This is a genomic window from Pseudolactococcus yaeyamensis, from assembly GCF_054658615.1.
Window position 1 is genome coordinate 1 of record NZ_BAAGGP010000045.1, and the last position, 23,136, is coordinate 23,136.

Below are 23,136 nucleotides of genomic sequence, written 5' to 3' on the forward strand. Positions count from 1 at the left end.
AATCCGTGAGTCCATTCCAGAACTATTATCTCTGAGAAACGGCTCAGTAGTCAAGTGAAAATTAATATCAATTAGGTAAAAATCGTAGTGGTTAATCACTACTAGAATATATTATACGAGGAGGATTGCTATGCCAATCAAAACAATCGCAACAGACCAAGCACCGGGTGCTATTGGACCTTATGTTCAAGGGAAAATCGTCGGAGATTTTCTGTTTGCATCAGGTCAGATTCCACTAGACCCTAAAACAGGTAATATTGTAGGTGTGACAATTACTGAACAAACACAACAAGTCATGGAAAATGTCGGTGCGATTCTAGCTGAAGCTGGTACAGACTTTAATCATGTGGTTAAGACAACTTGTTTTTTGAGTGACATGGCAAATTTCCTACCCTTTAACACTGAATATGCAAAAGCTTTTGGTGCAGAATTTCCAGCTCGTTCAGCTGTCGAAGTTGCAAGACTACCTAAAGATGTTTTGGTTGAAGTTGAAGTCATAGCTTACTTGGGGAAATAAATTATTAGAGATAAAAATAATATACAACGATACCATGTTACCGATGCTGGTATATATCTGGCGTCTACTTTAAAAGATAAACTTGTTATCAACTAAAAAAGAGGCTAAGACAAAAGTCCTCAGTCACCAAAAAGAAAAGCAAACTTAGACAATCAAATTGATTGAACGAGTTTGCTTTTCTTTTGTTTGTATTATTTCGCAAAAAGAATATCAGTTTACCACGAAATAAACTTTTCTCTTACCAATTTCGTATTGTTTTGTCAAAAGAATGCGAGTTTCGCATCAAAACAACATATTTGTTAGAGACTTTTGTCCCAGTCTTTTTACTTAACGAATTTGGTAAGAATGGTTTTCAGTGGCAAATATAAAAGTGTCACTAGAATAATCGTGCCAATCCCATTAATGGCAGTGGCAAGAAGAGAAGTAAAGGCAGCAGCAGCTGCGGGTTCTAAACTAGCCCCAGTAACCAAGGCACGAATGAGACCTTTCAAAAAATCGGTCAGTAGTTTCATTAAAACGCCAGATAAGACTGCGATAGTGATGAGCCAAAGCCTGTCATCAAAAAAGTGACGTAGCACCTTATACACAATCTGAATGGTTAAGGAGACTAGGATATTACCTAGAAAAACAACGGGCATTTCAACAGCATAACCATTGACGATATCAAAAATAGCAAGGCCAATGGCACCTGAAAAAGTGCCATAGCCTAGTCCCAAATAAAGGGCTGCGAGGGCGACGACAGCGTTACCGACGTGGAAAAAAGGTGCGCCAATCGGGGCAAAAATAGCAACGTGTAGCGACTGAATTGAGACGTATGCGAGTGCTGCGAAAAGCGCAGCTAAGATGACTTTTTTGTTTTATTTTGGGTGATGGGAAGAAAAACTGTAGTTTGGGAATTTTTTCGTGTTGTCATGAGAGGTCTCCTTTTTAATGCTTATGGTGTGGTAAGTTTTAAAACACGATGTAAGACTGGTACAAGTGCTGTTGCAATGATAATCCCTGATATATTTTGTAAAAGGTTAGGGATAAGGCTAGGCAAGAAACCACCAGGTCCATAAAAAAGAATATTTGCAAGACCGTAACTGATGACCATAAGAGTAGTTGCAAGAAGGTAATTTAAGGGACGTGATTTGGTACTAGCGGATAAGTAACCTTGTGTGCCGTGAATGACAAGTGAAAATAACATCCACTGCGGATAGCCACTCACGATATCAAGTAAAAAACCACTCAGTCCTCCGACAATAGCCCCCTCTTTTTTTCCGAAAAGAGATGCTGCAGTAAAAACTAAACCGTCCATCACCGTGATAAATCCTCCCGGTGTTGGTATTAACAGGAGTTTGGAAATTGCAACATTTAAGGCGATTAGGATAGCTAAAAGCATCAGTTTTTTATGGTTAGAATTCATAAATTATCTCCAGTTCAGTCATCTATTGTTTTTTTGTTCTGATTAGCATGATGTCGCAAGGCTAGTCCAATTTGAAATGACCAGTATCTCGGTAAGCACCGTGCCAGATATGGCCGAGATATTGATTAAAGGGCTGACCGTTTGTAATCGCTGCATGGACGAAGGCTTTGGCAGTTATTACGGCATCAAGCGTTGACTGACCATTGGCAAGTCCTGCGGTGATGGCAGCAGCAAAAGTACAGCCGGCTCCATGATTATTATCGGAATGAACGAGTGGACTTTTGAGATGATGAAAGTCATGCCCATCATAGCAGACATCCAATGCCTCATCGTGCTGATTATCAAAACGCCGACCACCTTTGATAATCACGTTTTTAGCACCGTAGCCGTGAAGGATTATAGCTGCTTTTTCAATATCGGTAACTGTTTTAAGTTCACCAAGTCCGGATAAAATACCAGCCTCGACTAAGTTTGGCGTGGTCACATCAGCAACTGGCAGGAGCAATTCTCGAATGCTATCCGCATTTTCAGAAAGCAAAATACCAGCTGTCCCTTTACAAGCCAAAACTGGGTCAATGACAATATTTTTCGGTTGATAGTGGTCAATCGCATCGCGCACGACCGCAATCGTCCGAATATCGCCCAACATACCAGTTTTCAGGGCATCAGGCTTACCACCCGCAAAAATAGTGTCTAGTTGACGCCCAACAATTTCTGGTTCAATTGTTTCAATGGTATGCGACCAATTATCATTAATATCCATCGTCACTATTGACGTTATGGCACTCATACCAAAAGTACCATATTCTTGAAAAGTCTTTAAGTCAGCCTGTAAGCCGGCGCCACCTGTCGCATCACTTCCGGCAATAGTTAATGTTTTTTTCATTGTTGTTTATCCTCATTTGTTTATTCATTTTCTCTCTTGCAATCTATTCTAGCATTTGGTATGCTAAATGAAACAACCAATTGGACTGTTTTTTAACCATCCAATTTACAAGAAAGGCTTGCAAGATGAATTGGGACATCGAGAGAACACCAAAAATACCTATCTATCAGTCAATCATGAAACACATCACCCAAAATATCCAAAATGGTCAGCTATTACCAGGCGAAAAACTCCCCTCTGAGCGAAAACTGGCAGCCATAATTGGTGTTAATCGCTCAACGATTGTAAGAGTTATGGCTGAACTAGAGGCTAAAGGCATTATCAAACGTCAACAAGGCAGCGGGACAATGGTTAATGACGATAAATGGGGCTTAAGTCAAGAACCAGTAGTAGATTGGCACCAGTTGATTCAGGGGCAGCAGACTGACGAGCATCAACTGTTGATGACACAAATCAAAGAAAAAAGTCAGGAAGAAGGCGCGATTGATGCCTATACAGGTGAGTTACCGCTTGATTTAGTACCGGCTTTTGATTTGCCTCAGTCAAATTGGCGAGATTTTATTGAAGCTGATAAAAACCAAGATGCGCTAGGATATTTTCCACTCCGTCAAGCAATATCAAATCTCGTGGCACAAGAATATCAGTTCACGTTACCAGTTGAGCAACTGATGATTACTTCTGGCGGTCATCAGGCGATTTTCTTGATTGTTCAAGCCTTACTTAATAGTGGCGATGCAGTTGCGATTTGTCAGCCGTCATTTTTATATGCCTTGAATCTATTTCAGACTTCGGGTATTCGTCTGTTTGGTGTGCCAATGGATGAACAAGGGATGCGCTTAGATTTCCTCGAAAATGAGATATTAAAACACCGTGTCAAGCTCGTCATGCTCAATCCAACCTTTCAAAATCCTACTGGCACGACCATGTCTTTGGCACGCCGACAGGCTTTAATTAAACTATGCCAGACTTACAAGATTCCGATTATTGAGGACGACGCTTTTGGTCTGCTGCCATTTGACAAGCGAAAAAATGTCCCGCCTTTAAAAAAATTAGATCCGCAAAATGTGATTTACATCGGATCCTTGTCTAAAATTATCGGCTCAACGACAAAAATTGGCTGGATTAGCGCGCCACCGGCAGTGTTGGAGAAATTGTCAACCGCTCGGCAAGATTTGGATTTGACGCTCAGTATTTTTCCGCAAGTCTTGGCTAATTACGCTTTGTCAGATGTGACTTTCCAAGATAAACTTGCCAGTTTGCGTGCTCAAATCAGTGCTAGAATGACTTATTTCCTAGACTTAATCGGTCAAGATTTCATCGGTCATCGGCCAGCTGGTGGTTTTTATGTCTGGCTGAAATTGTCAACAGATACGCTGACAAAAAAACAGATGGCTGCCTTTTTATCGGCTGGGATCTTGTGCCTACCCAGTTTTATTTTCGGCGATAAAACATCTGCCATTCGGCTTAATATTGCGCGATTAAATCGTGATGAAATCAAGCGATTGGTTGAGAAACTGCAAGCGTTAAAGCAGGCGGGAATTTGTTAGAGAGAAAACTCAAATACTGCCGATTCAATTGTTAAAATGTTATAATAGAATTAGCTAACTATCGCTTTCCAGTTAAAAGTGATATCAAATAAGATGCGTGAAAGAGGCTAACTTGGCACAAGAAAACATCGTAATTCATGGCGCTCGCGCCCACAATTTAAAAAACATCGACGTCACGATTCCGCGAGATAAATTGGTCGTGATGACAGGTCTATCAGGTTCAGGGAAATCATCCCTAGCTTTTGATACACTCTACGCCGAAGGACAGCGACGCTACGTTGAGAGTCTCTCGGCTTATGCTCGTCAGTTCCTTGGGAACATGGATAAGCCGGATGTTGATAGTATCGACGGCTTATCGCCTGCGATTTCAATTGACCAGAAGACGACTTCTAAGAATCCCCGCTCAACGGTTGGTACGGTGACTGAAATTCATGACTATCTGCGTCTGCTTTACGCACGGATTGGTACGCCCTACTGTGTCAATGGTCATGGTAAAATTACAGCACAATCTGTCGAGGAAATTGTCGACAGTGTTTTAGCCTTGCCTGAAAAGCAACGGCTCCAGATTTTAGCACCCATTGTCCGAGCTAAAAAAGGCCAACATAAGAAGATTTTCGAGAAAATCCAAAAGGACGGCTACGTTCGTGTGCGGGTCAATGGCGAGGTTTATGATGTGTCTGAAGCGCCTGAGCTGGAGAAGAATAAGAAGCACGATATTGACATCGTGATTGACCGGATTGTGCTTAAGGACGGGATTCGTGGGCGTTTGTTTGATTCGGTTGAGGCGGCGTTGCGTCAGGGCGATGGCTATGTCAAAATCGATACTATGGATGGCAATGAACTCTTGTTCAGTGAATATTATGCCTGCCCGATTTGCGGTTTTTCTGTACCTGAGCTTGAGCCGCGCCTGTTTTCTTTTAATGCACCGCAAGGCGCTTGTGCCGACTGTGACGGACTTGGCATGCGTTTGGAGGTTGACCTTGATTTGGTTGTACCAGATGGGACGAAGACAATTCGTGAAGGTGCGGTTGTACCTTGGTATTCAGGGACTTCGACTTATTATCCTGCTGTTTTAGAGCAGGCCATGACGGCTTTTAAAGTTGATTTGGATACCCCTTTTGAGCAACTATCAGAAGATGACAAAAACTTGATCTTTTATGGGTCAGGTGATAAGCTATTCCATTTTTATCACGAGGGAGATTTTGGTCTGCGTGATTTGGACATGGCTTTTGTTGGAATTGTACCTAATATTTTCAGACGTTACGAGACGGGTTCTGATAGCACGAAAACACAAATGCGAGCTTATATGAATGCTTTACCCTGTCAAACTTGTCATGGCAAGCGGTTGAATGAACAGGCCTTGTCTGTGAAGTTGAATGGTGAATCAGGCTATGATATTGCTGATTTGTCTAATTTGCCGATTGGTGAGCATTTGGCACTGATTCATGCACTGACTCTATCAGAAAATGAAGAGATGATTGCACGTCCGATTGTCAAAGAAGTTGGCGACCGTTTGAGTTTTTTGAAAAATGTGGGGCTGGACTATTTGACCCTATCTCGTAATTCTGGGACTTTGTCAGGTGGTGAGAGTCAGCGGATTCGTTTGGCAACGCAGATTGGCTCAAATCTATCCGGTGTCCTTTACATTTTAGATGAGCCGTCGATTGGTTTGCATCAGCGTGATAATGACCGTTTGATTGAATCCTTGAAGAAAATGCGTGATTTAGGGAATACGCTGATCGTTGTGGAACATGATGAAGATACGATGATGGCAGCAGATTACTTGATTGACATTGGCCCCGGTGCTGGTGATTTAGGTGGTGAAATTATCGCTGCCGGCACACCAAAACAAGTCGCTAAAAATAAAAAATCAATCACAGGTCAATATCTGTCTGGTAAGCGAAAAATTCCAATCCCAGAAGTTCGCCGGCCACTGGATTTAGAAAAAGCTGTCATCATTAAAGGTGCTGCTGAAAATAATCTCCAAAACTTAGATGTTGCCTTTCCTTTAGGTGTAATGACAGCAGTAACTGGCGTTTCTGGTTCTGGTAAATCAACCCTAGTCAATGCTATTCTTAAAAAAGCTTTGGCACAAAAACTTAATCATAACAGTGATAAGCCGGGTAAATATAAGTCAATTTCTGGTTATGAAAAAATTGAGCGCTTGATTGATATTGACCAAAGTCCAATCGGTCGGACACCACGTTCCAATCCAGCGACTTATACCTCAGTTTTTGACGATATTCGAGATTTGTTTGCCAATACCAATGAAGCTAAGATTCGTGGTTATAAAAAAGGTCGTTTCTCCTTTAATGTCAAGGGTGGGCGTTGTGAAGCCTGCTCTGGTGACGGAATTATCAAAATTGAAATGCACTTTTTACCAGATGTTTATGTACCATGTGAAATTTGTCATGGTAGACGTTACAACTCTGAGACTTTGGAGGTGCACTATAAAGAGAAAAACATCTCAGAAGTGCTCGAGATGCGCGTGTCTGATGCGGTTGATTTCTTCAAGCACATTCCAAAAATTGAACGGAAACTACAAACGATTGTTGATGTTGGTTTGGGTTATGTCACTTTAGGACAGCCTGCCACGACACTCTCAGGCGGTGAAGCCCAACGGATGAAACTGGCAAGTGAGCTACAAAAACGCTCGACTGGTAAATCATTCTATATCTTAGATGAGCCAACGACTGGTCTGCACACCGAGGATATTGCCACCTTGCTTGAAGTCTTGAATCGCTTGGTTGAGCAAGGTAATACGATTGTCGTTATCGAGCATAATCTAGATGTCATTAAGACAGCTGACCATATCATTGACTTAGGTCCTGAAGGTGGTATCGGTGGTGGTACGATTTTGGCGGTTGGTACACCAGAAGAAGTAGCTGAGGTTGATACGTCTTATACAGGTAAGTATTTGAAGGAGAAATTAGGATGACAAGACTGGAAACTGAGCGTCTGATGCTCAGACCTTGGTTAAAAACGGACGCAGAAGATCTTTATCGCTATGCAAGCGACCCTGAGAGTGGGCCAATTGCTGGCTTTCCTGTTCATACGAGTATCGAGAATAGTTTAGAGATTATTGACACTGTTTTTCAAGAGTCGGGGAATTTTGCCATCTACTTAAAAAGTGAAAACCGTGTTGTCGGTAGTATCAGTCTAAAGATTGGACAACAGAGTAGCCTTGATTTGACGAATCAAGAAGCTGAGATTGGCTACTGGATTGGCAAACCATTTTGGGGGCAAGGCTTGATGCCTGAGGCAGTTGAGGCTGTCATTGATTATGCCCTGAATACGCTCGAATTGACTGACTTGTGGTGTGCTTATTATGAAGGTAATGTCAAGTCTCAGCGTGTTCAAGAAAAATGCGGTTTCCGTTATCATCATACAGCGTATGATGTACCAGTCCCTCTGATGCATGATGTCCGAACAGTTCATGTTATGTATTATGTTGGTGGAGAAAAGTAGTTTTTTGTTTGGAAACTGCTTTTTTGCGTCATTTTTTAGAAAAAACATGTCATTCGCGGTATAAAAATGTCACTCATACAAATTTTGTGTCATATTTGGCATATTTTAGGTCGTTTATGACATTACCATAAAAACTTAAAATAAATACGGTATACTAAACTTATCGGCAAGTGCAACGCTTAAAAATAGAAAATGGAGAAATGAAGTATGGAAATTGAAGCCACTCTCTTTCAGAGAGTAGTAAAAGGTAGTCTATCAAAATTAGGTTATATCTTTATCGCACTAGGTATGTTTATAGCGGAGCAGACTTTAATGCTAGTTATTATGTCTCCTGAGATTTTCAATCTAAAATATACGACGAGTTTAACAGTTATTAATTCTAGTCTAGTTATACTATTCTGCCTCTTGACACTTTGGTTAGCAAAGAAAATGAATTTAACAGATTTTAAACTCAAGATGAATATACCAAAATTTATCGGTATTATTTCACTAGCTACTGTTTGTCAATTTGTTACTTCAATAATCGGTGGTATCATTCTTGCCAATAGTGGTGAAGTAACGACAGCCAATCAACAGAATATTGAAAACTTATCAGAAATAGTACCATTGTTGCCATATGTCCTGACTCTTGTCTTTTTGGCAGCAATCGTGGAAGAACTCATTTTTCGAGGTCTAGTGATTGGGAAATTGTCGCCAAAGTATAGATGGATTGGCTTCTTGCTTTCGGTCATACTCTTTGCGCTTATTCATAATCCGACTAATTTAGGAAGTTGGATCACATATGGCGGCATGGGTGCTATTCTAGCATTTACTTACTACAAAACGAATAGTCTTGGCACTAGTATGGCGATTCATTTCGTTAATAATGCAATAGCTACTCTGTTTATGATGTTGCCTTTATTACTTCAGAAATGATTTTGATAGTAAGGCAGGCTAGTAATGGTAGAATAACACAAGATAAGGAGTTTACCATGTTAAAAGAGATGAACTTGCTTCTACCAAAAGATGAAAAATATGCTATTCCAATTTTTGTAACAGGTAAAAAAGTTTAAGGCTGTTTATTTGGTAGAGAAGCTTTGACAGCTGTTTGTCGAATGGCTATAACGCTAAATGTTGCAAATTTATTTTTATATTTATTATTGATTCAAAAAACACCTGATATTAAAGAATTTAGGAGATAACTACTATGACACATGAAATTCCGAAAATTACAAAAGCTGCATCGTTACCTAATAACCTCATCATGCTTGATTTTGATAATGGGGCGCGACGTTACTTGCCTTCTCACTATTTGACTCAGTATGTCAATGCTTTTGGCGGAGATAGCGTAGTGACGACTGGAACAAAGCGAACGCTTCTTGTATCACCAACAATTTCCTTTTTTGGAAATGAATTCAAAATTACATCTGACGGCATGTTGATTATGAATGACAAAGATACTTATACGAGTGAAGAATTGTGGAAAAATAGTAGCGTCCATATTTCTGATATCCGAAGAACTTCGCACGATGCAGGGCATTGGGTAAGAAATCTTATGATTGCGATAGGAATTGTCCTTTTCTTTGTAGTGCTAGTTTTACTTTTTCCAAGTTAAAATTTTAAATAATCAAGCAAAATAGGAAGAGGCTGGGACAAAAGTCTCAGAAATACGAAAACCGCATGAAATTCGTTTCTAGAAACGTTGATTTCATGCGGTTTTTCAGTTTCAAAATTTGTCAAAAATAAGCAATTTCTGACTTTTGTCCCAGCCTCTTTTCATCTATTTTTGGCAATAACGCCATTTTTTATGTCATTCATGGCATAAAAATGTCGTTCATACAAAACTTTGGTTATATTTGGCATATTTCAGGTCGTTCTTGACTTTTTGATTTTTAGGGCATGAAATTGCGATATACTAAGGATGTAAACAAATGAGTTTACTGGCTGGCCAGCTGTTGCTTGAAATAATTACTTTAAACTCAAGTTGAAGAAATTATTTTAGTTATTTGTTGCAGTGAATGAAAATTCACATTTTGAAATTGACTAGATTTCTTGTATTGGGAATTCAGTCGGAAATTATAGGAGACAAACTATATGACAAACAAAACATTAAACAACGTAGCAGGACTTAATAACTTTTCATCACTTACTGAAGATGAGATGATGATGGTTGAAGGTGGAGTATTTCCAATTGTTATTGGAGGGATTGTTATTTCCAAAGGTGTTGTTATTGGGGTAGGCGCAGTTGCTGCAGGACTTGGTATCGGCTATTTAGTCAACAGATAATAAGGAGATAGGTAAATGTCAACACGTGTATTTAAGTTTAATAACTTTAATGAATTAGATGAATCGGAACTCACAGAAGTAAAAGGCGGAATTGCTTCTGGGATAATTATAGCGCTATTTATGGCGGGTTATACGATTGGAAAAGATATTGCTAAGCGTTAAAAAATATCGGAAAAAATTTTTTCTGGGACTGTTTATCATCTATATCCTCACTATTATAGTGGGAGATGTGATAGGTTCAAATTATTTGGCAAACATAGTGCCTCCGCCATTTGTCATCATTTTCTTTCTAGCGATTCAAGATTTATGATGACTGCTGTTTTCTAATTTAATATACTAGTAATATAACTTAAAAGCATTCAAACGTTCAGTTTGGATGTTTTTTGTTGTAAATATAAAGAATTTTTATACCATTTTCATGTCGTTCATGGTATATTTATGTCATTCATACAAAAACGATGTCGTTCGTGGCATATTTTGGGTCGTTCTTGACTTTTTGATTTTTTTACCGTTTTTTCTAGTAGAATAGACTTAAGAAAGAAATAGATAGGGAAATCTTATGTTAAAACGATACAAATATGTCCAGCAGGTCGACCAGCGAGATTGTGGTGTGGCAGCACTTGCAACAATTGCCAAAAATTATGGGTCTGATTTCTCCTTAGCACATTTGCGAGAGTTGGCAAAAACTGATATGGAAGGGACAACGGCGCTTGGTATTGTGCGTGCTGCAAAGTCACTGAACTTTGAAACGCGCGTGATACAGGCGGATATGACTTTATTTGAGATGACGGACATTCCCTACCCTTTCATCGCTCACGTTGCTAAAGGAGGTAAATATCTACATTACTATGCTGTTTATGGTGTCAAGAAAGACAAAATCATCATCGCTGACCCAGATCCGGATGTTGGGTTGACGAAATTACCCAAAGAAAAATTTGAGTCGGAGTGGACGGGGGTGACGATTTTCATCGCACCTTCGCCAGATTATAAAGCGGAAAAAGATGAAAAAAATGGTTTGTTAAGTTTTATGCCGTTACTAACCAAACAAAAAGGTCTGATTTTCAACATTGTCATCGCCTCTTTATTAGTAACGGCTATCAATATCGCAGGTTCTTATTATTTACAGAGTATCATTGATGATTACGTGCCGAATCAGATGAAATCGACACTTGGCATTGTTTCGATTGGCTTGATTATCACCTATATTCTGCAACAAATTATGAGTTACGCTCAGACCTATCTGCTTAATGTTTTCGGGCAACGTTTGTCGATTGATGTGATTTTGTCTTATATCCGTCATATTTTCGAGTTGCCTATGAGTTTTTTTGCCACACGACGAACAGGAGAAGTCTTATCGCGGTTCAATGATGCGAATTCGATTATTGAGGCACTTGCCAGCACGATTTTATCCGTCTTCTTAGATGTATCAATTGTGATTATCGTCGGCATCTTTCTCTTTTTGCAAAATGTTAATCTGTTCTTGCTTACGCTGATTTCAATTCCGATTTATGTCTTGATTGTTGTGCTGTTTGTCAAGCCCTTCCAAAAAATGAATGCGCAAGTCATGCAGAGTAATTCACTTTTGAGCTCAGCCATTATTGAAGATATCAATGGGATTGAAACCGTTAAAAGTTTGACGAGTGAAGAAGTTTCTTATCAAAAAATCGATCGCGAATTTATTTCTTTTCTAAAATTTTCCTTTAAACGTGAACGCTATGAAGCGATTCAGACAGCATTGAAACAATCGCTGAAATTGATATTAAATGTTGTTATCTTGTTCTTCGGTGCAAGGCTTGTCATGGCTGATAAAATCTCGCTTGGGCAACTGATTACTTATAATACTTTGTTATCATATTTTACCAACCCACTAGAAAATATCATCAATCTTCAAACGAAAATTCAACAGGCACGTGTTGCTAATAATCGCTTGAATGAAGTTTATCTGGTTGAATCGGAGTTTAAAGATGCATCTTTTGTGACTGAACTTGACACGATTGAGGCGATAAATTTTGAGAAGGTAAGTTATAAATACGGTTTTGGCCGTGATACCTTGAAAGATATTGATTTGACCATCAAATCAGGCGAAAAACTTGCCTTAATTGGCGCAAGCGGTAGCGGTAAAACAACGCTGGCTAAATTGATTGTCAACTTTTTTGAAGTCAGTAAGGGTGCCATTAAATTTGGTAAGACTGATATTAAAAACATTGATAAGAAAATTTTGCGCCAAAAGGTCAACTATGTCCCACAACAACCTTATATTTTTACAGGGTCAATCATGGAAAATTTGACATTGGGAGTTAAGGCTGAGGTTACTATGCAGGCTATTATGACAGCTTGTGAGCTGGCGCAAATCCGAGAAGATATCGAGGCGATGCCGATGAGTTATAACACAGAAATTACCGACGGTACAGGAATTTCTGGTGGTCAGAAGCAGCGGATTGCTTTAGCGCGTGCGATTTTGACAAATTCTGATGTCTTGATTCTTGATGAAGCGACGAGTTCGCTAGATGTTTTCACTGAGAAAAAAGTGATTGATAATCTGCTTCAACTTGATAAAACGATTATCTTTGTTGCCCACAGATTATCAATCGCAGCTAAAAGTCATCGGATCATTGTGCTTGATCAAGGGCAGATTGTTGAATCAGGTAGTCATGATGAGTTGATGATATTGGGACAATACTACAAACAAATGGTTGCTTTATAGAAAGGAGTGGCAAAATGAATCAACAATTATTTGAAAGTGCGGAGTTTTATAAGCGTCGTTACGGAAATTTCTCAGTCTATTTGATTATCCCGACTTTTCTCTTATTTACCTTTTTGATTATTTTTTCAGTATTTGCTAAAAAGGAAATCACAATTCAGTCAGTTGGTGAGGTTGCCCCCAAGCGTAGTATTGCAAAAATTCAGTCAACGAGTGATAACACGATTATCGAAAATAAGATTGTCAATCATCAGTTTGTTGAAAAAGGTCAGACATTGATTACCTATTCGGGGACGATTACTGATTCGGAGATTCATAAAATTTCGGGGCAAATTGCACAGATTGACAAACAAGTTGCTAACTTGGAAACGTTGAAACACGGTATCAATACTGGCACACAAACTTTTACACAAACAGATGAATTTGGTTACCAAAGTACGTTAGGCAACCATCTGAGTCAGATTGAATTAACAAATAAAGAATTTGAAAAGGCTAATGCGGATATCGGTACGCAAAATGCAACAGTGGCGAATACGCAAAATGCTTTAATTACAGAGATAAATAGTATAGTTCAGAAAATTAATCAGAAACGACTTAGGCGAGATAATGAGAAAAGTACCGATAAGCGTGAAGTGCTAACACAGGAAATCGAGCAGTTAGAATCAAGTCTATCGACTTTAAATACACAGGTAGCAAGTAGTGATGGTTACCGCACACTTGATAATAGTCTGGCAGCTAAACTTGATAATCTCAAAACCTCACAGTTGGCGACTGCGGATAAAGAATTAGTTGAATTAAAGGCAAATAAGCAAGAACTGGCACAAAATCTCATTTCAGCGCAGGAAACACAGAAAAATAATAAGCTGGTAGCTCAAGAATCTGGTATAATTAGATTAGATGCTGAAAGTAAGAATAAAAAGATAATTCCGACAGGGACAACGATTGCTGAAATTATGCCGAGTATCACGGATGAAACGAAATTGGAAGTCGATTATTACGTGGATTCGAGTGCTTTGACGGGGTTGAAGGTAGGTCAGAAAGTTCGTTTTACATCGGATAAGAAGTTGCGTGAACAACTCGTCATGACAGGAAAAATCGAAGAAATCGCAAAATCAGCAACACCTGTTGAAGGTAAAAATTTCTTTCTGATAAAGGCTGAGATTTATCCCAAGGCTAAGGAAAGACGGCAGTTGATCTATGGCATGCAAGGTCGGATTTCTAGTATCATTGATAAGAAAACTTTCTTTAACTACTATAAAGATAAAATTTTTTCTGACAAGTAGTTGTAGACTTTAATAAAATAGAAAATGGAGTATTAAAATGGTTGAATTCAAAGGAATTGAAAAGTTTGAAGTTGTTTCTGAGGAAGCGTTGCAAGTGGTTAAAGGTGGTGACGTTGTGGCGCCGGTGGTTGGTTTTGCAAATTTATTAGGCCGATTTTTTGGTATAAGATAAATGGTAGAAATTCTGGCATTCATCAGTGGCTTTATTTCTGTAGCTATAATTATCCCATACCTGCTATACAGAATTACAAATAAAGACATTAAATTTAAGTTATTTCTTATTCCAGGGATGTTTTGTATTGTAGATCTTTTAGTCATAGGAGGAGTAATTCCCCGTATAATTTCGGTGATTTGGATAGGTGATTTATTTTATCTTTTCTATCTTATAAATGAGATATTAATCTTGACCTTCTTTTTACAAAAATATAAACCTTTTCAGTTAAGAGTTAATCTATTTTATGTTATATTTGTTTTGACTTTTTCATATGTTATTAGAATGTTTATTTCGGCTTTTATTGTAGAAGGAATTTTTGGCTATACAGATGTGGGGATAGGTGGTATTGTTGGGATACTAGGTATCCTACCAAGTTATATTTTATTAACAAAAGCCTTGACAATCAAACCGGGACGGCTTATAATTGCTGAGCAAGAGCAAGAGCAAGAGCAAGAGCAAGAGCAAGAGCAAGAGCGCAATATTTTGGTGGAACAAAATAAAATCATACTTGTTTCAAATGTATTAATGCTTATTTTCTATTTTTATAATAATTTTACTCGAATGAGTGGCTTGTTTAGTTCATTCGATTTTCGTTATCCTCTCTTTATTCAAGCTTTTGTTTCCATCTTCATACTTTATGCCGTTAATGTGAAGTTTAAAGATTGGGAAGTGCAGAGACTCCTCAAATATAAGGAAGTGCTTTTTTCCAGTCTTGCTACTTATACGCATGAAGTTGACGCATCTTATCAGTCTGTCCGTGCTTTTCGGCATGATTTTGCGAATATCCTAATTTCTATGAGAGAAACGATTGAAACGCAAGGGATAGAAGAAATCAGGGAGACTTACGCTCAGATTCTTGTCAGAAGTAATATTCTTCTTGAAAAAAGTCGCAAAGAAGTCGCTAAGCTGGGCAACATCAAAGTTCTAGAGTTGAAAAGTATGATTTCGAATAAAATTTTAGAGGCGGAGCAAAGAAATGTCAACTTTGAAATAGAAATAGACGAAGTGATAACTAACTCTGGGCTGGATAAAATCGATCTTGTCAGAGTATTCGGTATCTTGCTAGATAATGCAATAGAAGCTGCAGCCAAAGTTGAAAGTGTCCATCCGACGGTTACTCTTGCTATTTTTACCAGAGGAACAACCAGATATTATGTGATTGAAAATGAGATGGATAGTAAGCTTTTGCCGACAAATAAAATTATGAAAGCAGGCTATTCAACCAAAAGAGGGCATCTTGGCTACGGCCTTGCCAATGTTGATAAGATACTTAGGGGATATACTAAAGTCAATTATCATATTCAGGCTAAAAATTACAGATTTAGAATTGAATTAGAAATGAGAAAATAATGAAGGTACTTATTTTAGAAGATGAACCAGTCCAACAATTTCGTCTGGAAAATCTGATTGAAAACTATTTAAATAAAAAAAACTATCCGAATGAGGGCGTTGCTGCTTATGGTAGAACGCGAGATTTATTAGAAGTCCTTGAAGAGTATCCACAAAATAATCTCTATTTTTTGGATATTGCGATTAATAACAATAAAAATGCAGGGCTTGAATTGGCCGAGAAAATTCGTAAGATTGATTCAATTGGACAGATTAGTTTTGTGACAACACACAATGAATTTGCGCCGATTACTTATGAATATCGTGTCAATGCCCATGATTTTATTGACAAGATTTTACCTCAAGATGAGTTTGAACAAAGAATTCTTGACAATATTGATCACTACTTTGAAGTGAATCGAATTAGACCTCTAGACCAAATTTTCTCATATCAAACGAGAACTGGAAAAAAAATTGAGGCGCTGTACTCTGATATCTATTATTTTGAAACAACAGGGGTAGCACACAAGATCGTCTTGCAAATGGAGGGAGAACACCAGACGTTTTACGGCACTATGGGTGATATTGCAGGCATATCTGACAAGATGATACGGATTCATCGTTCTTATCTAGTCAACAAGGCTCGGATTAAACGCTACTTAAAAAAAGAAAAGCTTGTTTTTCTAGATGATGATACGGAGTTACCAGTTTCACGCAGTGGTGCTAGGCTTTTGAAGCACCTGCGCCTGTAAAGTCGAAATATTGTGGGCATCTGCTTTTTGATACTAAAAATAGGTTGCAAAAATGTAATAAATAGATGAGAAGTAGCTATCGTTTTGGAGGCTATTTTTTCAAAAAGCTCATAAATATCTATACTTTTTCGGAAAAATTGTTATAATAATCATAGACACAATATTCTAAAAACATCCTATCCATACAGAATAGAGACATAGAAAGCGTAAATATGAAAAATCGAAAAAATGTCACAAAATTAACAGTTGCCTTAGTAGGCTTCATGCTTTTAGTAGGCAGTACATCGGCAGTAACGCATAATGTTCAAGCGGATTTGGCGACTGTTCCTGTCCAGTTTCTAGGCGTCAATGATGTCCATGGTCAATTACCCGAAAAAGCGGGCAGTTACTATGATAATGACAAAAACAAGACGTCTGATGCAGGCGGAGCTGCGATTTTAGCCAGTTATCTAAATCAAGCACAGACACTATTTGAAACGGCGAAAGGCGTGACTGCTAACACGATTCGTGTTCAGGCTGGTGACATGGTGGGCGCAAGTCCTGCTGTTTCTGGTCTCTTACAAGATGAGCCAACGATTAAAGCCATGAAAGCCATGAATTTCACAATTGGGACGATTGGTAATCATGAATTTGATGAGGGTTTGGCTGAGTTTTCACGTATTATTAATGGTCAAGCGCCGATTTCGGTGGCGCAATTCGGTCAAGCTGTTTACAACTATCCGCGCGTGGCTTCAGGGCAAGAAATTGTTGTCGCTAATGTCCTCAACAAGTCAGACGGTCAAATTCCCTATGGCTTCCGACCTTATACGATAAAAGAAGTTGCAGGGCAAAAAATTGGTTTTATCGGCATTGTCACGACTGAAATCCCGAACCTTGTCTTGAAAAAGCATATTGCTGATTACGACTTCCTTGATGAGGCTGAGACTATTGTCAAGTATGAGAAAGAATTGCGAGCGCAAGGTATCAATGCTATTGTCGTTGTCGCACATACCCCTGTTGAGACAGTTGCGACAGAAACGCGTGGTGATTCAGTCACAATTGTTGAGAAAATCAATGCACTTGATCCAGAAAATTCAGTCGATATTTACTTTGGTGCTCACAATCATAAATATGCCAAAGCAACCGTTGGCGATACAGTAATTGTGCAGTCGACATCACAAACTAAAGGCTATATTGACATTCAAGGTGAAATTGATACGACGACCCACGATTTTACGGGAGAAATCACTGCAGCAGTTGCACCAGTTAAACCGATTGCTGATGGTGAAACGCTCAATGAAGACGGTTTAGGACGTGATCCAGAAGTTCAAGCCATTATTGGGGATGCCAATGCTCGGATTGCCAGTGTCGTCGCTGAAAAAATCGGACAAGTCAGTTTAACTGACCCAAATCTTGCAGGTGATGCTGAGACAGGTTTTAGCGTTCCAGGTGATCGTAACATTGCAACAAAAGCTAACAAAGAAACGATTCTCGGCAATTTGGTAACCGATGCGCAACGGTTGACGGCAAAGGAAAACGGTTATCCCGATATTGACTTTGCCATGACCAATAATGGTGGGATTCGTGCTGATTTGAAAGTTGAGTCAGATGGGTCGATTCTTTGGGGCTCAGCGCAAGCTGTACAACCCTTTGGCAACATTATGCAGGTCGTTGAGATGACAGGCGAGCAAATCAAGGCTGTGCTTGAACAACAAAGTAATAGTTATTATTTGCAGATTTCTGGTTTGACTTATACTTATTTACCAAAGGCTGATGCGACAAATGGTGAAATTGCCATTCAAACGCTGAGCAAGGCTGATGGGACACCTATTCTACCTGATAAAACTTATCAAGTTGTCATCAATGATTTCTTGTTTGGTGGGGGTGATGGCTTTACAGAGTTTGTTGGTTCGACCTTGCTAGGCGCCATTGATCCTGATACTGAAACTTTTGTTAACTACTTGAAAGCGCAAACGCCAACGGTTACAATTCCTTCATTAGGTCGAAAAATTCCTTATGTAACGCCGACGACCTATACGATTACTTATGAGTTAAATGGTGGTGAGGTGGCAAAAGATGCGCCAACAACTTATACAAGTGAAAGTGATACTATCCTTCTACCAACACCAACTCGTGAAGGTTATAAGTTCACAGGATGGATGCAAGATGGAAAAGTTGTCACAGAGATTGCCAAAGGTTCCACAGGTGATGTGACTTTAGTTGCGACATGGCAGCAAGAGCAAGTAGTGTCGCCAGTAACAGTTTACAAAATCGTCTACCAACTCGAAGGTGGAAAATTCAATCAAGATGTGCCAACAACTTATACAAGTGAAAGTGATACTATCCTTCTACCAACACCAACTCGTGAAGGTTATAAGTTCACAGGATGGAGACAAGATGGAAAAGTTGTCACAGAGATTGCCAAAGGTTCCACAGGCGATGTCACATTAGTTGCGACATGGCAAGTGATTGCTACCACACCAACGCTACCTCATACAGCGCAAAAGGCAACGCAACAGTTACCTAATACAGGAGCGACTACAGGAACGACTTTATTAACAATCGGCTTTCTCTTGCTTGTTATTTACCTTATCTCATCTTTAACCTTGACTTGGAAGAAAGAAAAATAAGATTTGAAATTCGTCAGAAATGGCGGATTTTTTTAATAAAACGACTAATATTCTGTCAAAATTAATGAAAACCGTGAAATATTATGAAAAAGCATTGAAAAAGTGATAGAATGATAGGGTATAACTTAGTCAAAGTAAGCATACTCATAGACCTGATTTTAACATCACAGAAAGACTTTGAGCGGACAAAGTTCGTGAATGACCCTGCTTAGGCGGAGCGTTAGCGGAGGTCAAGTTTCAAGATTTCAAGAAATGAAATCACAGAAAGAGGTAAACATGCGTAAAACAATGGACGGAAACATGGCAGCAGCTCACGTAGCCTATGCGTTCACAGAAGTTGCATCTATCTATCCAATCACACCGTCTAGTCCGATGGCGGAGTACACAGACGAGTGGCAGGCTACGGGACGCAAAAATATTTGGGGCGATACGGTCTCCATTAGTGAAATGCAGTCTGAGGCGGGTGCCGCGGGTGCGATTCACGGCGCACTCAAGGCAGGGGCGTTAGCAACGACTTATACGGCATCGCAAGGCTTACTATTGATGCTACCAAACATGTATAAAATCGCAGGAGAGTTACTCCCTAGCGTGATTCATGTGGCGGCGCGTGCCGTTTCGACCAATGCGCTTAATATTTTTGGTGACCAGTCTGATGTCATGAGTGCGCGTGCAACGGGGTATGTCATGTTGGCAGAGTCTTCTGTTCAAGAAGTCATGGATTTGTCAGCTGTGGCACATTTAGCGACGATTGAAGCTTCTGTGCCATTTATGAACTTTTTTGATGGGTTCAGAACCTCACATGAGTTACAAAAAATTGAGGTCTTGGACTATGCAGATTTAGGTCAGCTTATCAATCAAGAAAAGCTGCAAGCATTTCGTGATAGAGCCATGAATCCTGACCACCCGACAGTTTCGGGGACTAATCAGAATGCTGACATCCATTTCCAACAGCGTGAAACGACCAATCTTCACTATGAACAAGTGCCTACGATTGTTCAAAAACATATGGGCAAGATTAACGATTTGCGTGGCACAGATTACGATTTGATCAATTACTATGGAGCAGCAGATGCGACGGAAGTGATTGTGGCGATTGGCTCTGTCGGCGAAACGATTGAGCAGACTGTAGATTATTTGAATGCACAAGGTCGCAAGACTGGTTTCTTAAATGTGCATTTATATCGACCATTTCCAGCAGAAAATTTCCTTGAAAAGCTCCCTAAAACGGTGACAAAAATCGCTGTCTTGGATAGAACCAAAGAACCGGGTGCTGATGGTGAGCCACTTTATCTGGATGTCAAGTCTGTTTTGTATGACCAAGCAACGCACATTAAAGTGATTGGTGGGCGTTATGGGATTGGCTCGAAAGATACGACGCCCAGTCAAATTGTTGCTGTTTTTGATGAATTGGTTAAAGACGCGCCTAAAAAACGTTTCACAATCGGTATCACGGATGAACTGACGAATTTGTCGCTTGACTTAGGACCTTCGCTTGATTTGACACCAAGTTCAACGTTTCAAGCCAAGTTCTGGGGATTTGGTTCTGATGGCACTGTTGGTGCCAATAAATCTGCTATTAAAATTATCGGTAACCATACAGATAAATACGTTCAAGGTGCTTTTGCCTACGACTCTAAAAAATCTGGAGGTTTGACAGTTAGTCACTTGCGTTTTGGTGATACACCGATTAAGTCAACCTATATGATTCAACACGCCGACTTTGTCAGCCTATCAACAGCCAGTTATGTCCACCAGTATGATGTTCTGAAAGGGCTTAAAAAAGGTGGTACTTTCCTGCTCAATACGGTCTGGACGGATGAGCAACTTAATCATCATTTACCAAGTCGGATGAAACGTTATATCGCTGAAAATGACATTCAATTTTATACCATGAAAGCTGTTGAAATTGCTGGTAAGGCTGGCCTTGGTAGACGGATTAATACTGCCATGCAAGTGGGTTTCTTTAAATTATCACAAATCATGCCCTTTGATGATGTCTTTAGCATTCTCAAACAAGATGCACATGATAGTTATGCTCGCAAATCTATGAAGATTGTTGAGCAAAACTGGCAAGCTATGGATTTGGCAGTGGACGGTTTACACCAAGTGACGATTCCAACCGATTGGGCAACAGCTCAAGCGCCACAAGCCATTGAAGTTGGTGGCGAAAAAGTGAAGAAATATGTCTTCCAAATCGTCAATAACGTCAACGCGCAAGAAGGCGATAACCTGTCAGTTGGGGATTTAGTTGACAATGACATGACAGATGGACGTATGCCACTTGGCACAACTGCCTCCGAAAAACGTGGCGTTGCTTTAGAAGTACCCGTCTGGAATGTTGAAAAATGTACCATGTGTAACGAGTGTAGCTTTGTCTGCCCACACGCAGCGATTCGACCTTTCTTGCTGGATGAAGATGAAGTCAACGAAGCACCAGAAGGTTATCTAGTCAAAGATTACCGTGGCGCTGATGGTCTCATGTATCGCATTCAGGTTTCTGTCGAAGACTGTACGGGTTGTGGGCTATGTGTCGAGGCTTGTCCTGCCAAAGGTAAAGCGCTCGAAATGAAACCTTATGAAGAAGTGCGAGCAGAGGCAGCAAACTGGGCCTTCTCAATGACCCTGAAAACCAAAGCTAATCCAGCGAAAGCCAACACAGTTATTGGGACACAATTTAACACGCCATTGCTCGAATTCTCAGGCGCCTGTGCTGGCTGTGGCGAAACGCCCTATGTTAAACTACTCACACAAATGTTTGGCGACCGCATGATGATTGCAAATGCCACAGGTTGTTCGTCTATCTGGGGAGGTGCTGCGCCTGTCAGCCCTTACACAACAAATGATGCTGGTCAAGGTCCAGCTTGGTCCAATTCCCTTTTGGAGGATAATGCAGAATTTGGCTATGGTATGTGGTTAGCGTCGCAAGCACGTCGCACGAAGTTAGCCAAGGATTTGACAGCTCTGCTTAATGAAGTAGCAATATCAGAAGAAATAGCAGCCCTGATGGAAGACTGGATTGACCATAAAGATGAATCCGAAGGCACACGCCAACGTGCTGAAAAACTCAAAAGTGCCCTAGCAGACTTAGGCCCAGAGTTTGACAGTATTCGAGCACGCCAAGACCAATTTGTCAAACCTACTCAATGGATGATTGGTGGCGATGGTTGGGCTTATGATATTGGTTTTGGAGGGATTGACCATGTCATTGCCTCTGGTGCAGATGTGAATATGCTCGTCATGGATAATGAAGTCTATGCCAATACTGGTGGTCAAGTCTCTAAAGGAACACCACGCTCTGCGATTGAGAAATTCTCAGCAGCAGGGAAAGCCGCAGCCAAGAAAGACCTAGGTTTCATGGCCATGACCTATGGTAATGTCTATGTCGCACAAATCGCCTCGGGTGCTAATAAAATGCAGACGATTAAAGCTTTTGAAGAAGCAGAACGTCATAATGGACCGTCCATCATCATCGCCTACACACCTTGTATTTCACACGGTTTACGTGGTGGTATGTCACAAACCATTCGCGAGGCTAAAGAAGCTGTTGAATCAGGTTACTGGCAACTTTACCGCTACAATCCAAACTTGGAAGAGATGGGAAAAAATCCCCTCACGCTTGATTTCAAGAAACCTGATTTTGATAAAATGACAGAGTTCATGACCCAACAAGTCCGTTTTGCCAGTCTGCAACGCATCAAGCCAGAGGCTGCGCAAGCCTTGTTTGATAAGACGACTGCAGATGCCCGTCGTAAATTTGTTCGCTATGCCCGGCTGTCTGGCGACTTGGATAAATTCCTAGCCAAGGAAGCTAAGGCTAAAGGCGAAGAATCGGTTATACCTGCCAAAGTAGAACGTCCAAAGCGTGAAAAGGATCCGGAAGCTGAGGCTCACCGTGCTGCCAAACGTGCAGAGCGTGCCGCTAAACGCGTAGGAAAATAACACATCAAACATCGTTCATGGCTGAATGATGTTTTTGTTTGGCATCAAATCGTAGATGGTTATCCTTTATCAGTGGTCTAGAGTTATGTTATAATCCCGAGTTTGACAGTTAAAAATCAGAAAAACACTATTCCGCCTTGTGATATAAGGAGTTATAGCGTTTTGTTCTCAATTATTTTTGTTGTATACACACCCCTCTTGCGAATTGTCTCAGCTCCTCT

At 40.0% G+C, this 23,136-nt stretch carries 19 protein-coding genes; 16 read left to right on the forward strand and 3 right to left on the reverse strand.

Annotated features, from left to right (window positions below; genetic code table 11):
* The first annotated feature begins 130 nt into the window (after positions 1-130).
* The gene (locus ACYQ21_RS09430) at positions 131-517 is read left to right on the forward strand and encodes a RidA family protein (RefSeq protein WP_460057917.1); all 387 of its coding nucleotides are present in this window, start codon (positions 131-133) and stop codon (positions 515-517) included.
* 323 nt (positions 518-840) lie between these two features.
* Here the strand turns inward: ACYQ21_RS09430 and ACYQ21_RS09435 are convergent, their stop codons facing one another.
* The 3 genes from ACYQ21_RS09435 to thiD form a co-directional block, all read right to left on the reverse strand.
* Positions 841-1,362 (reverse strand): ECF transporter S component, encoded by a 522-nt coding sequence (locus ACYQ21_RS09435; protein WP_460057960.1) that lies wholly within the window; start codon positions 1,360-1,362, stop codon positions 841-843.
* 89 nt (positions 1,363-1,451) lie between these two features.
* On the reverse strand, positions 1,452-1,922 hold the full coding sequence (locus ACYQ21_RS09440) for an ECF transporter S component (protein ID WP_460057920.1): 471 nt from the start codon (positions 1,920-1,922) through the stop codon (positions 1,452-1,454).
* 61 nt (positions 1,923-1,983) lie between these two features.
* The gene (gene thiD / locus ACYQ21_RS09445) at positions 1,984-2,808 is read right to left on the reverse strand and encodes a bifunctional hydroxymethylpyrimidine kinase/phosphomethylpyrimidine kinase (RefSeq protein ID WP_460057923.1); all 825 of its coding nucleotides are present in this window, start codon (positions 2,806-2,808) and stop codon (positions 1,984-1,986) included.
* Between the two features lie 125 nt (positions 2,809-2,933).
* Here thiD and ACYQ21_RS09450 point away from each other — a divergent pair, with 125 nt between their 5' ends.
* The 15 genes from ACYQ21_RS09450 (at position 2,934) to nifJ (ending at position 22,915) form a co-directional block, all read left to right on the forward strand.
* A complete protein-coding gene (locus ACYQ21_RS09450) occupies positions 2,934-4,355 on the forward strand; it encodes an aminotransferase-like domain-containing protein (protein ID WP_460057925.1) in 1,422 nt (473 codons plus the stop codon).
* A 112-nt stretch (positions 4,356-4,467) separates the two neighbouring features.
* On the forward strand, positions 4,468-7,293 hold the full coding sequence (gene uvrA, locus ACYQ21_RS09455; RefSeq protein WP_460057928.1) for an excinuclease ABC subunit UvrA: 2,826 nt from the start codon (positions 4,468-4,470) through the stop codon (positions 7,291-7,293).
* Complete coding sequence (locus ACYQ21_RS09460) at positions 7,290-7,823, forward strand: GNAT family N-acetyltransferase (RefSeq protein ID WP_460057930.1); 534 nt, start codon at positions 7,290-7,292, stop codon at positions 7,821-7,823. Before uvrA ends, ACYQ21_RS09460 begins: the two co-directional genes overlap by 4 nt.
* A gap of 207 nt (positions 7,824-8,030) precedes the next feature.
* Positions 8,031-8,738 (forward strand): CPBP family intramembrane glutamic endopeptidase, encoded by a 708-nt coding sequence (locus ACYQ21_RS09465; protein WP_460057932.1) that lies wholly within the window; start codon positions 8,031-8,033, stop codon positions 8,736-8,738.
* 2 nt (positions 8,739-8,740) lie between these two features.
* Positions 8,741-8,875: a hypothetical protein gene (locus tag ACYQ21_RS09470; RefSeq protein WP_460057934.1), complete on the forward strand. Its 135-nt coding sequence runs from the start codon at positions 8,741-8,743 to the stop codon at positions 8,873-8,875.
* A gap of 134 nt (positions 8,876-9,009) precedes the next feature.
* The gene (locus ACYQ21_RS09475) at positions 9,010-9,417 is read left to right on the forward strand and encodes a hypothetical protein (protein WP_460057937.1); all 408 of its coding nucleotides are present in this window, start codon (positions 9,010-9,012) and stop codon (positions 9,415-9,417) included.
* A gap of 479 nt (positions 9,418-9,896) precedes the next feature.
* Entirely contained in the window at positions 9,897-10,088 is a 192-nt protein-coding gene (locus ACYQ21_RS09480) for a class IIb bacteriocin, lactobin A/cerein 7B family (RefSeq protein WP_460057940.1), read from the forward strand.
* A 15-nt stretch (positions 10,089-10,103) separates the two neighbouring features.
* Complete coding sequence (locus ACYQ21_RS09485) at positions 10,104-10,250, forward strand: class IIb bacteriocin, lactobin A/cerein 7B family (protein WP_460057942.1); 147 nt, start codon at positions 10,104-10,106, stop codon at positions 10,248-10,250.
* A 397-nt stretch (positions 10,251-10,647) separates the two neighbouring features.
* Entirely contained in the window at positions 10,648-12,792 is a 2,145-nt protein-coding gene (locus tag ACYQ21_RS09490) for a peptide cleavage/export ABC transporter (RefSeq protein ID WP_460057944.1), read from the forward strand.
* A 14-nt stretch (positions 12,793-12,806) separates the two neighbouring features.
* Positions 12,807-14,072 carry an HlyD family efflux transporter periplasmic adaptor subunit gene (locus tag ACYQ21_RS09495; RefSeq protein ID WP_460057947.1) on the forward strand — a complete coding sequence of 422 codons (1,266 nt, stop codon included), beginning with the start codon at positions 12,807-12,809 and terminating at the stop codon, positions 14,070-14,072.
* 37 nt (positions 14,073-14,109) lie between these two features.
* Positions 14,110-14,244, forward strand: a complete 135-nt coding sequence (locus ACYQ21_RS09500) for a hypothetical protein (protein ID WP_460057949.1) — start codon at positions 14,110-14,112, stop codon at positions 14,242-14,244.
* Positions 14,245-15,636, forward strand: coding sequence for a sensor histidine kinase (locus ACYQ21_RS09505; RefSeq protein WP_460057951.1), 1,392 nt, complete (start codon positions 14,245-14,247; stop codon positions 15,634-15,636).
* Positions 15,636-16,367 (forward strand): LytTR family transcriptional regulator DNA-binding domain-containing protein, encoded by a 732-nt coding sequence (locus tag ACYQ21_RS09510; protein WP_460057954.1) that lies wholly within the window; start codon positions 15,636-15,638, stop codon positions 16,365-16,367. The genes ACYQ21_RS09505 and ACYQ21_RS09510 overlap by 1 nt, the downstream gene beginning before the upstream one ends.
* 212 nt (positions 16,368-16,579) lie before the next feature.
* Positions 16,580-18,976: a 5'-nucleotidase C-terminal domain-containing protein gene (locus tag ACYQ21_RS09515; protein WP_460057956.1), complete on the forward strand. Its 2,397-nt coding sequence runs from the start codon at positions 16,580-16,582 to the stop codon at positions 18,974-18,976.
* A 276-nt stretch (positions 18,977-19,252) separates the two neighbouring features.
* Positions 19,253-22,915 (forward strand): pyruvate:ferredoxin (flavodoxin) oxidoreductase, encoded by a 3,663-nt coding sequence (nifJ, locus tag ACYQ21_RS09520; RefSeq protein WP_460057958.1) that lies wholly within the window; start codon positions 19,253-19,255, stop codon positions 22,913-22,915.
* The last annotated feature ends 221 nt before the right edge of the window (positions 22,916-23,136 follow it).

Coding starts and splice junctions, on each gene's coding strand:
- ACYQ21_RS09510 (WP_460057954.1), top strand. CDS start 15,636: ATGAAGGTACTTATTTTAGAAGATGAACCAGTCCAACAATTTCGTCTG.
- ACYQ21_RS09515 (WP_460057956.1), top strand. CDS start 16,580: ATGAAAAATCGAAAAAATGTCACAAAATTAACAGTTGCCTTAGTAGGC.
- ACYQ21_RS09500 (WP_460057949.1), top strand. CDS start 14,110: ATGGTTGAATTCAAAGGAATTGAAAAGTTTGAAGTTGTTTCTGAGGAA.
- ACYQ21_RS09440 (WP_460057920.1), bottom strand. CDS start 1,922: ATGAATTCTAACCATAAAAAACTGATGCTTTTAGCTATCCTAATCGCC.
- ACYQ21_RS09475 (WP_460057937.1), top strand. CDS start 9,010: ATGACACATGAAATTCCGAAAATTACAAAAGCTGCATCGTTACCTAAT.
- ACYQ21_RS09495 (WP_460057947.1), top strand. CDS start 12,807: ATGAATCAACAATTATTTGAAAGTGCGGAGTTTTATAAGCGTCGTTAC.
- ACYQ21_RS09490 (WP_460057944.1), top strand. CDS start 10,648: ATGTTAAAACGATACAAATATGTCCAGCAGGTCGACCAGCGAGATTGT.
- ACYQ21_RS09465 (WP_460057932.1), top strand. CDS start 8,031: ATGGAAATTGAAGCCACTCTCTTTCAGAGAGTAGTAAAAGGTAGTCTA.
- thiD (WP_460057923.1), bottom strand. CDS start 2,808: ATGAAAAAAACATTAACTATTGCCGGAAGTGATGCGACAGGTGGCGCC.
- nifJ (WP_460057958.1), top strand. CDS start 19,253: ATGCGTAAAACAATGGACGGAAACATGGCAGCAGCTCACGTAGCCTAT.
- ACYQ21_RS09430 (WP_460057917.1), top strand. CDS start 131: ATGCCAATCAAAACAATCGCAACAGACCAAGCACCGGGTGCTATTGGA.
- ACYQ21_RS09460 (WP_460057930.1), top strand. CDS start 7,290: ATGACAAGACTGGAAACTGAGCGTCTGATGCTCAGACCTTGGTTAAAA.
- ACYQ21_RS09485 (WP_460057942.1), top strand. CDS start 10,104: ATGTCAACACGTGTATTTAAGTTTAATAACTTTAATGAATTAGATGAA.
- ACYQ21_RS09450 (WP_460057925.1), top strand. CDS start 2,934: ATGAATTGGGACATCGAGAGAACACCAAAAATACCTATCTATCAGTCA.
- ACYQ21_RS09505 (WP_460057951.1), top strand. CDS start 14,245: ATGGTAGAAATTCTGGCATTCATCAGTGGCTTTATTTCTGTAGCTATA.
- ACYQ21_RS09480 (WP_460057940.1), top strand. CDS start 9,897: ATGACAAACAAAACATTAAACAACGTAGCAGGACTTAATAACTTTTCA.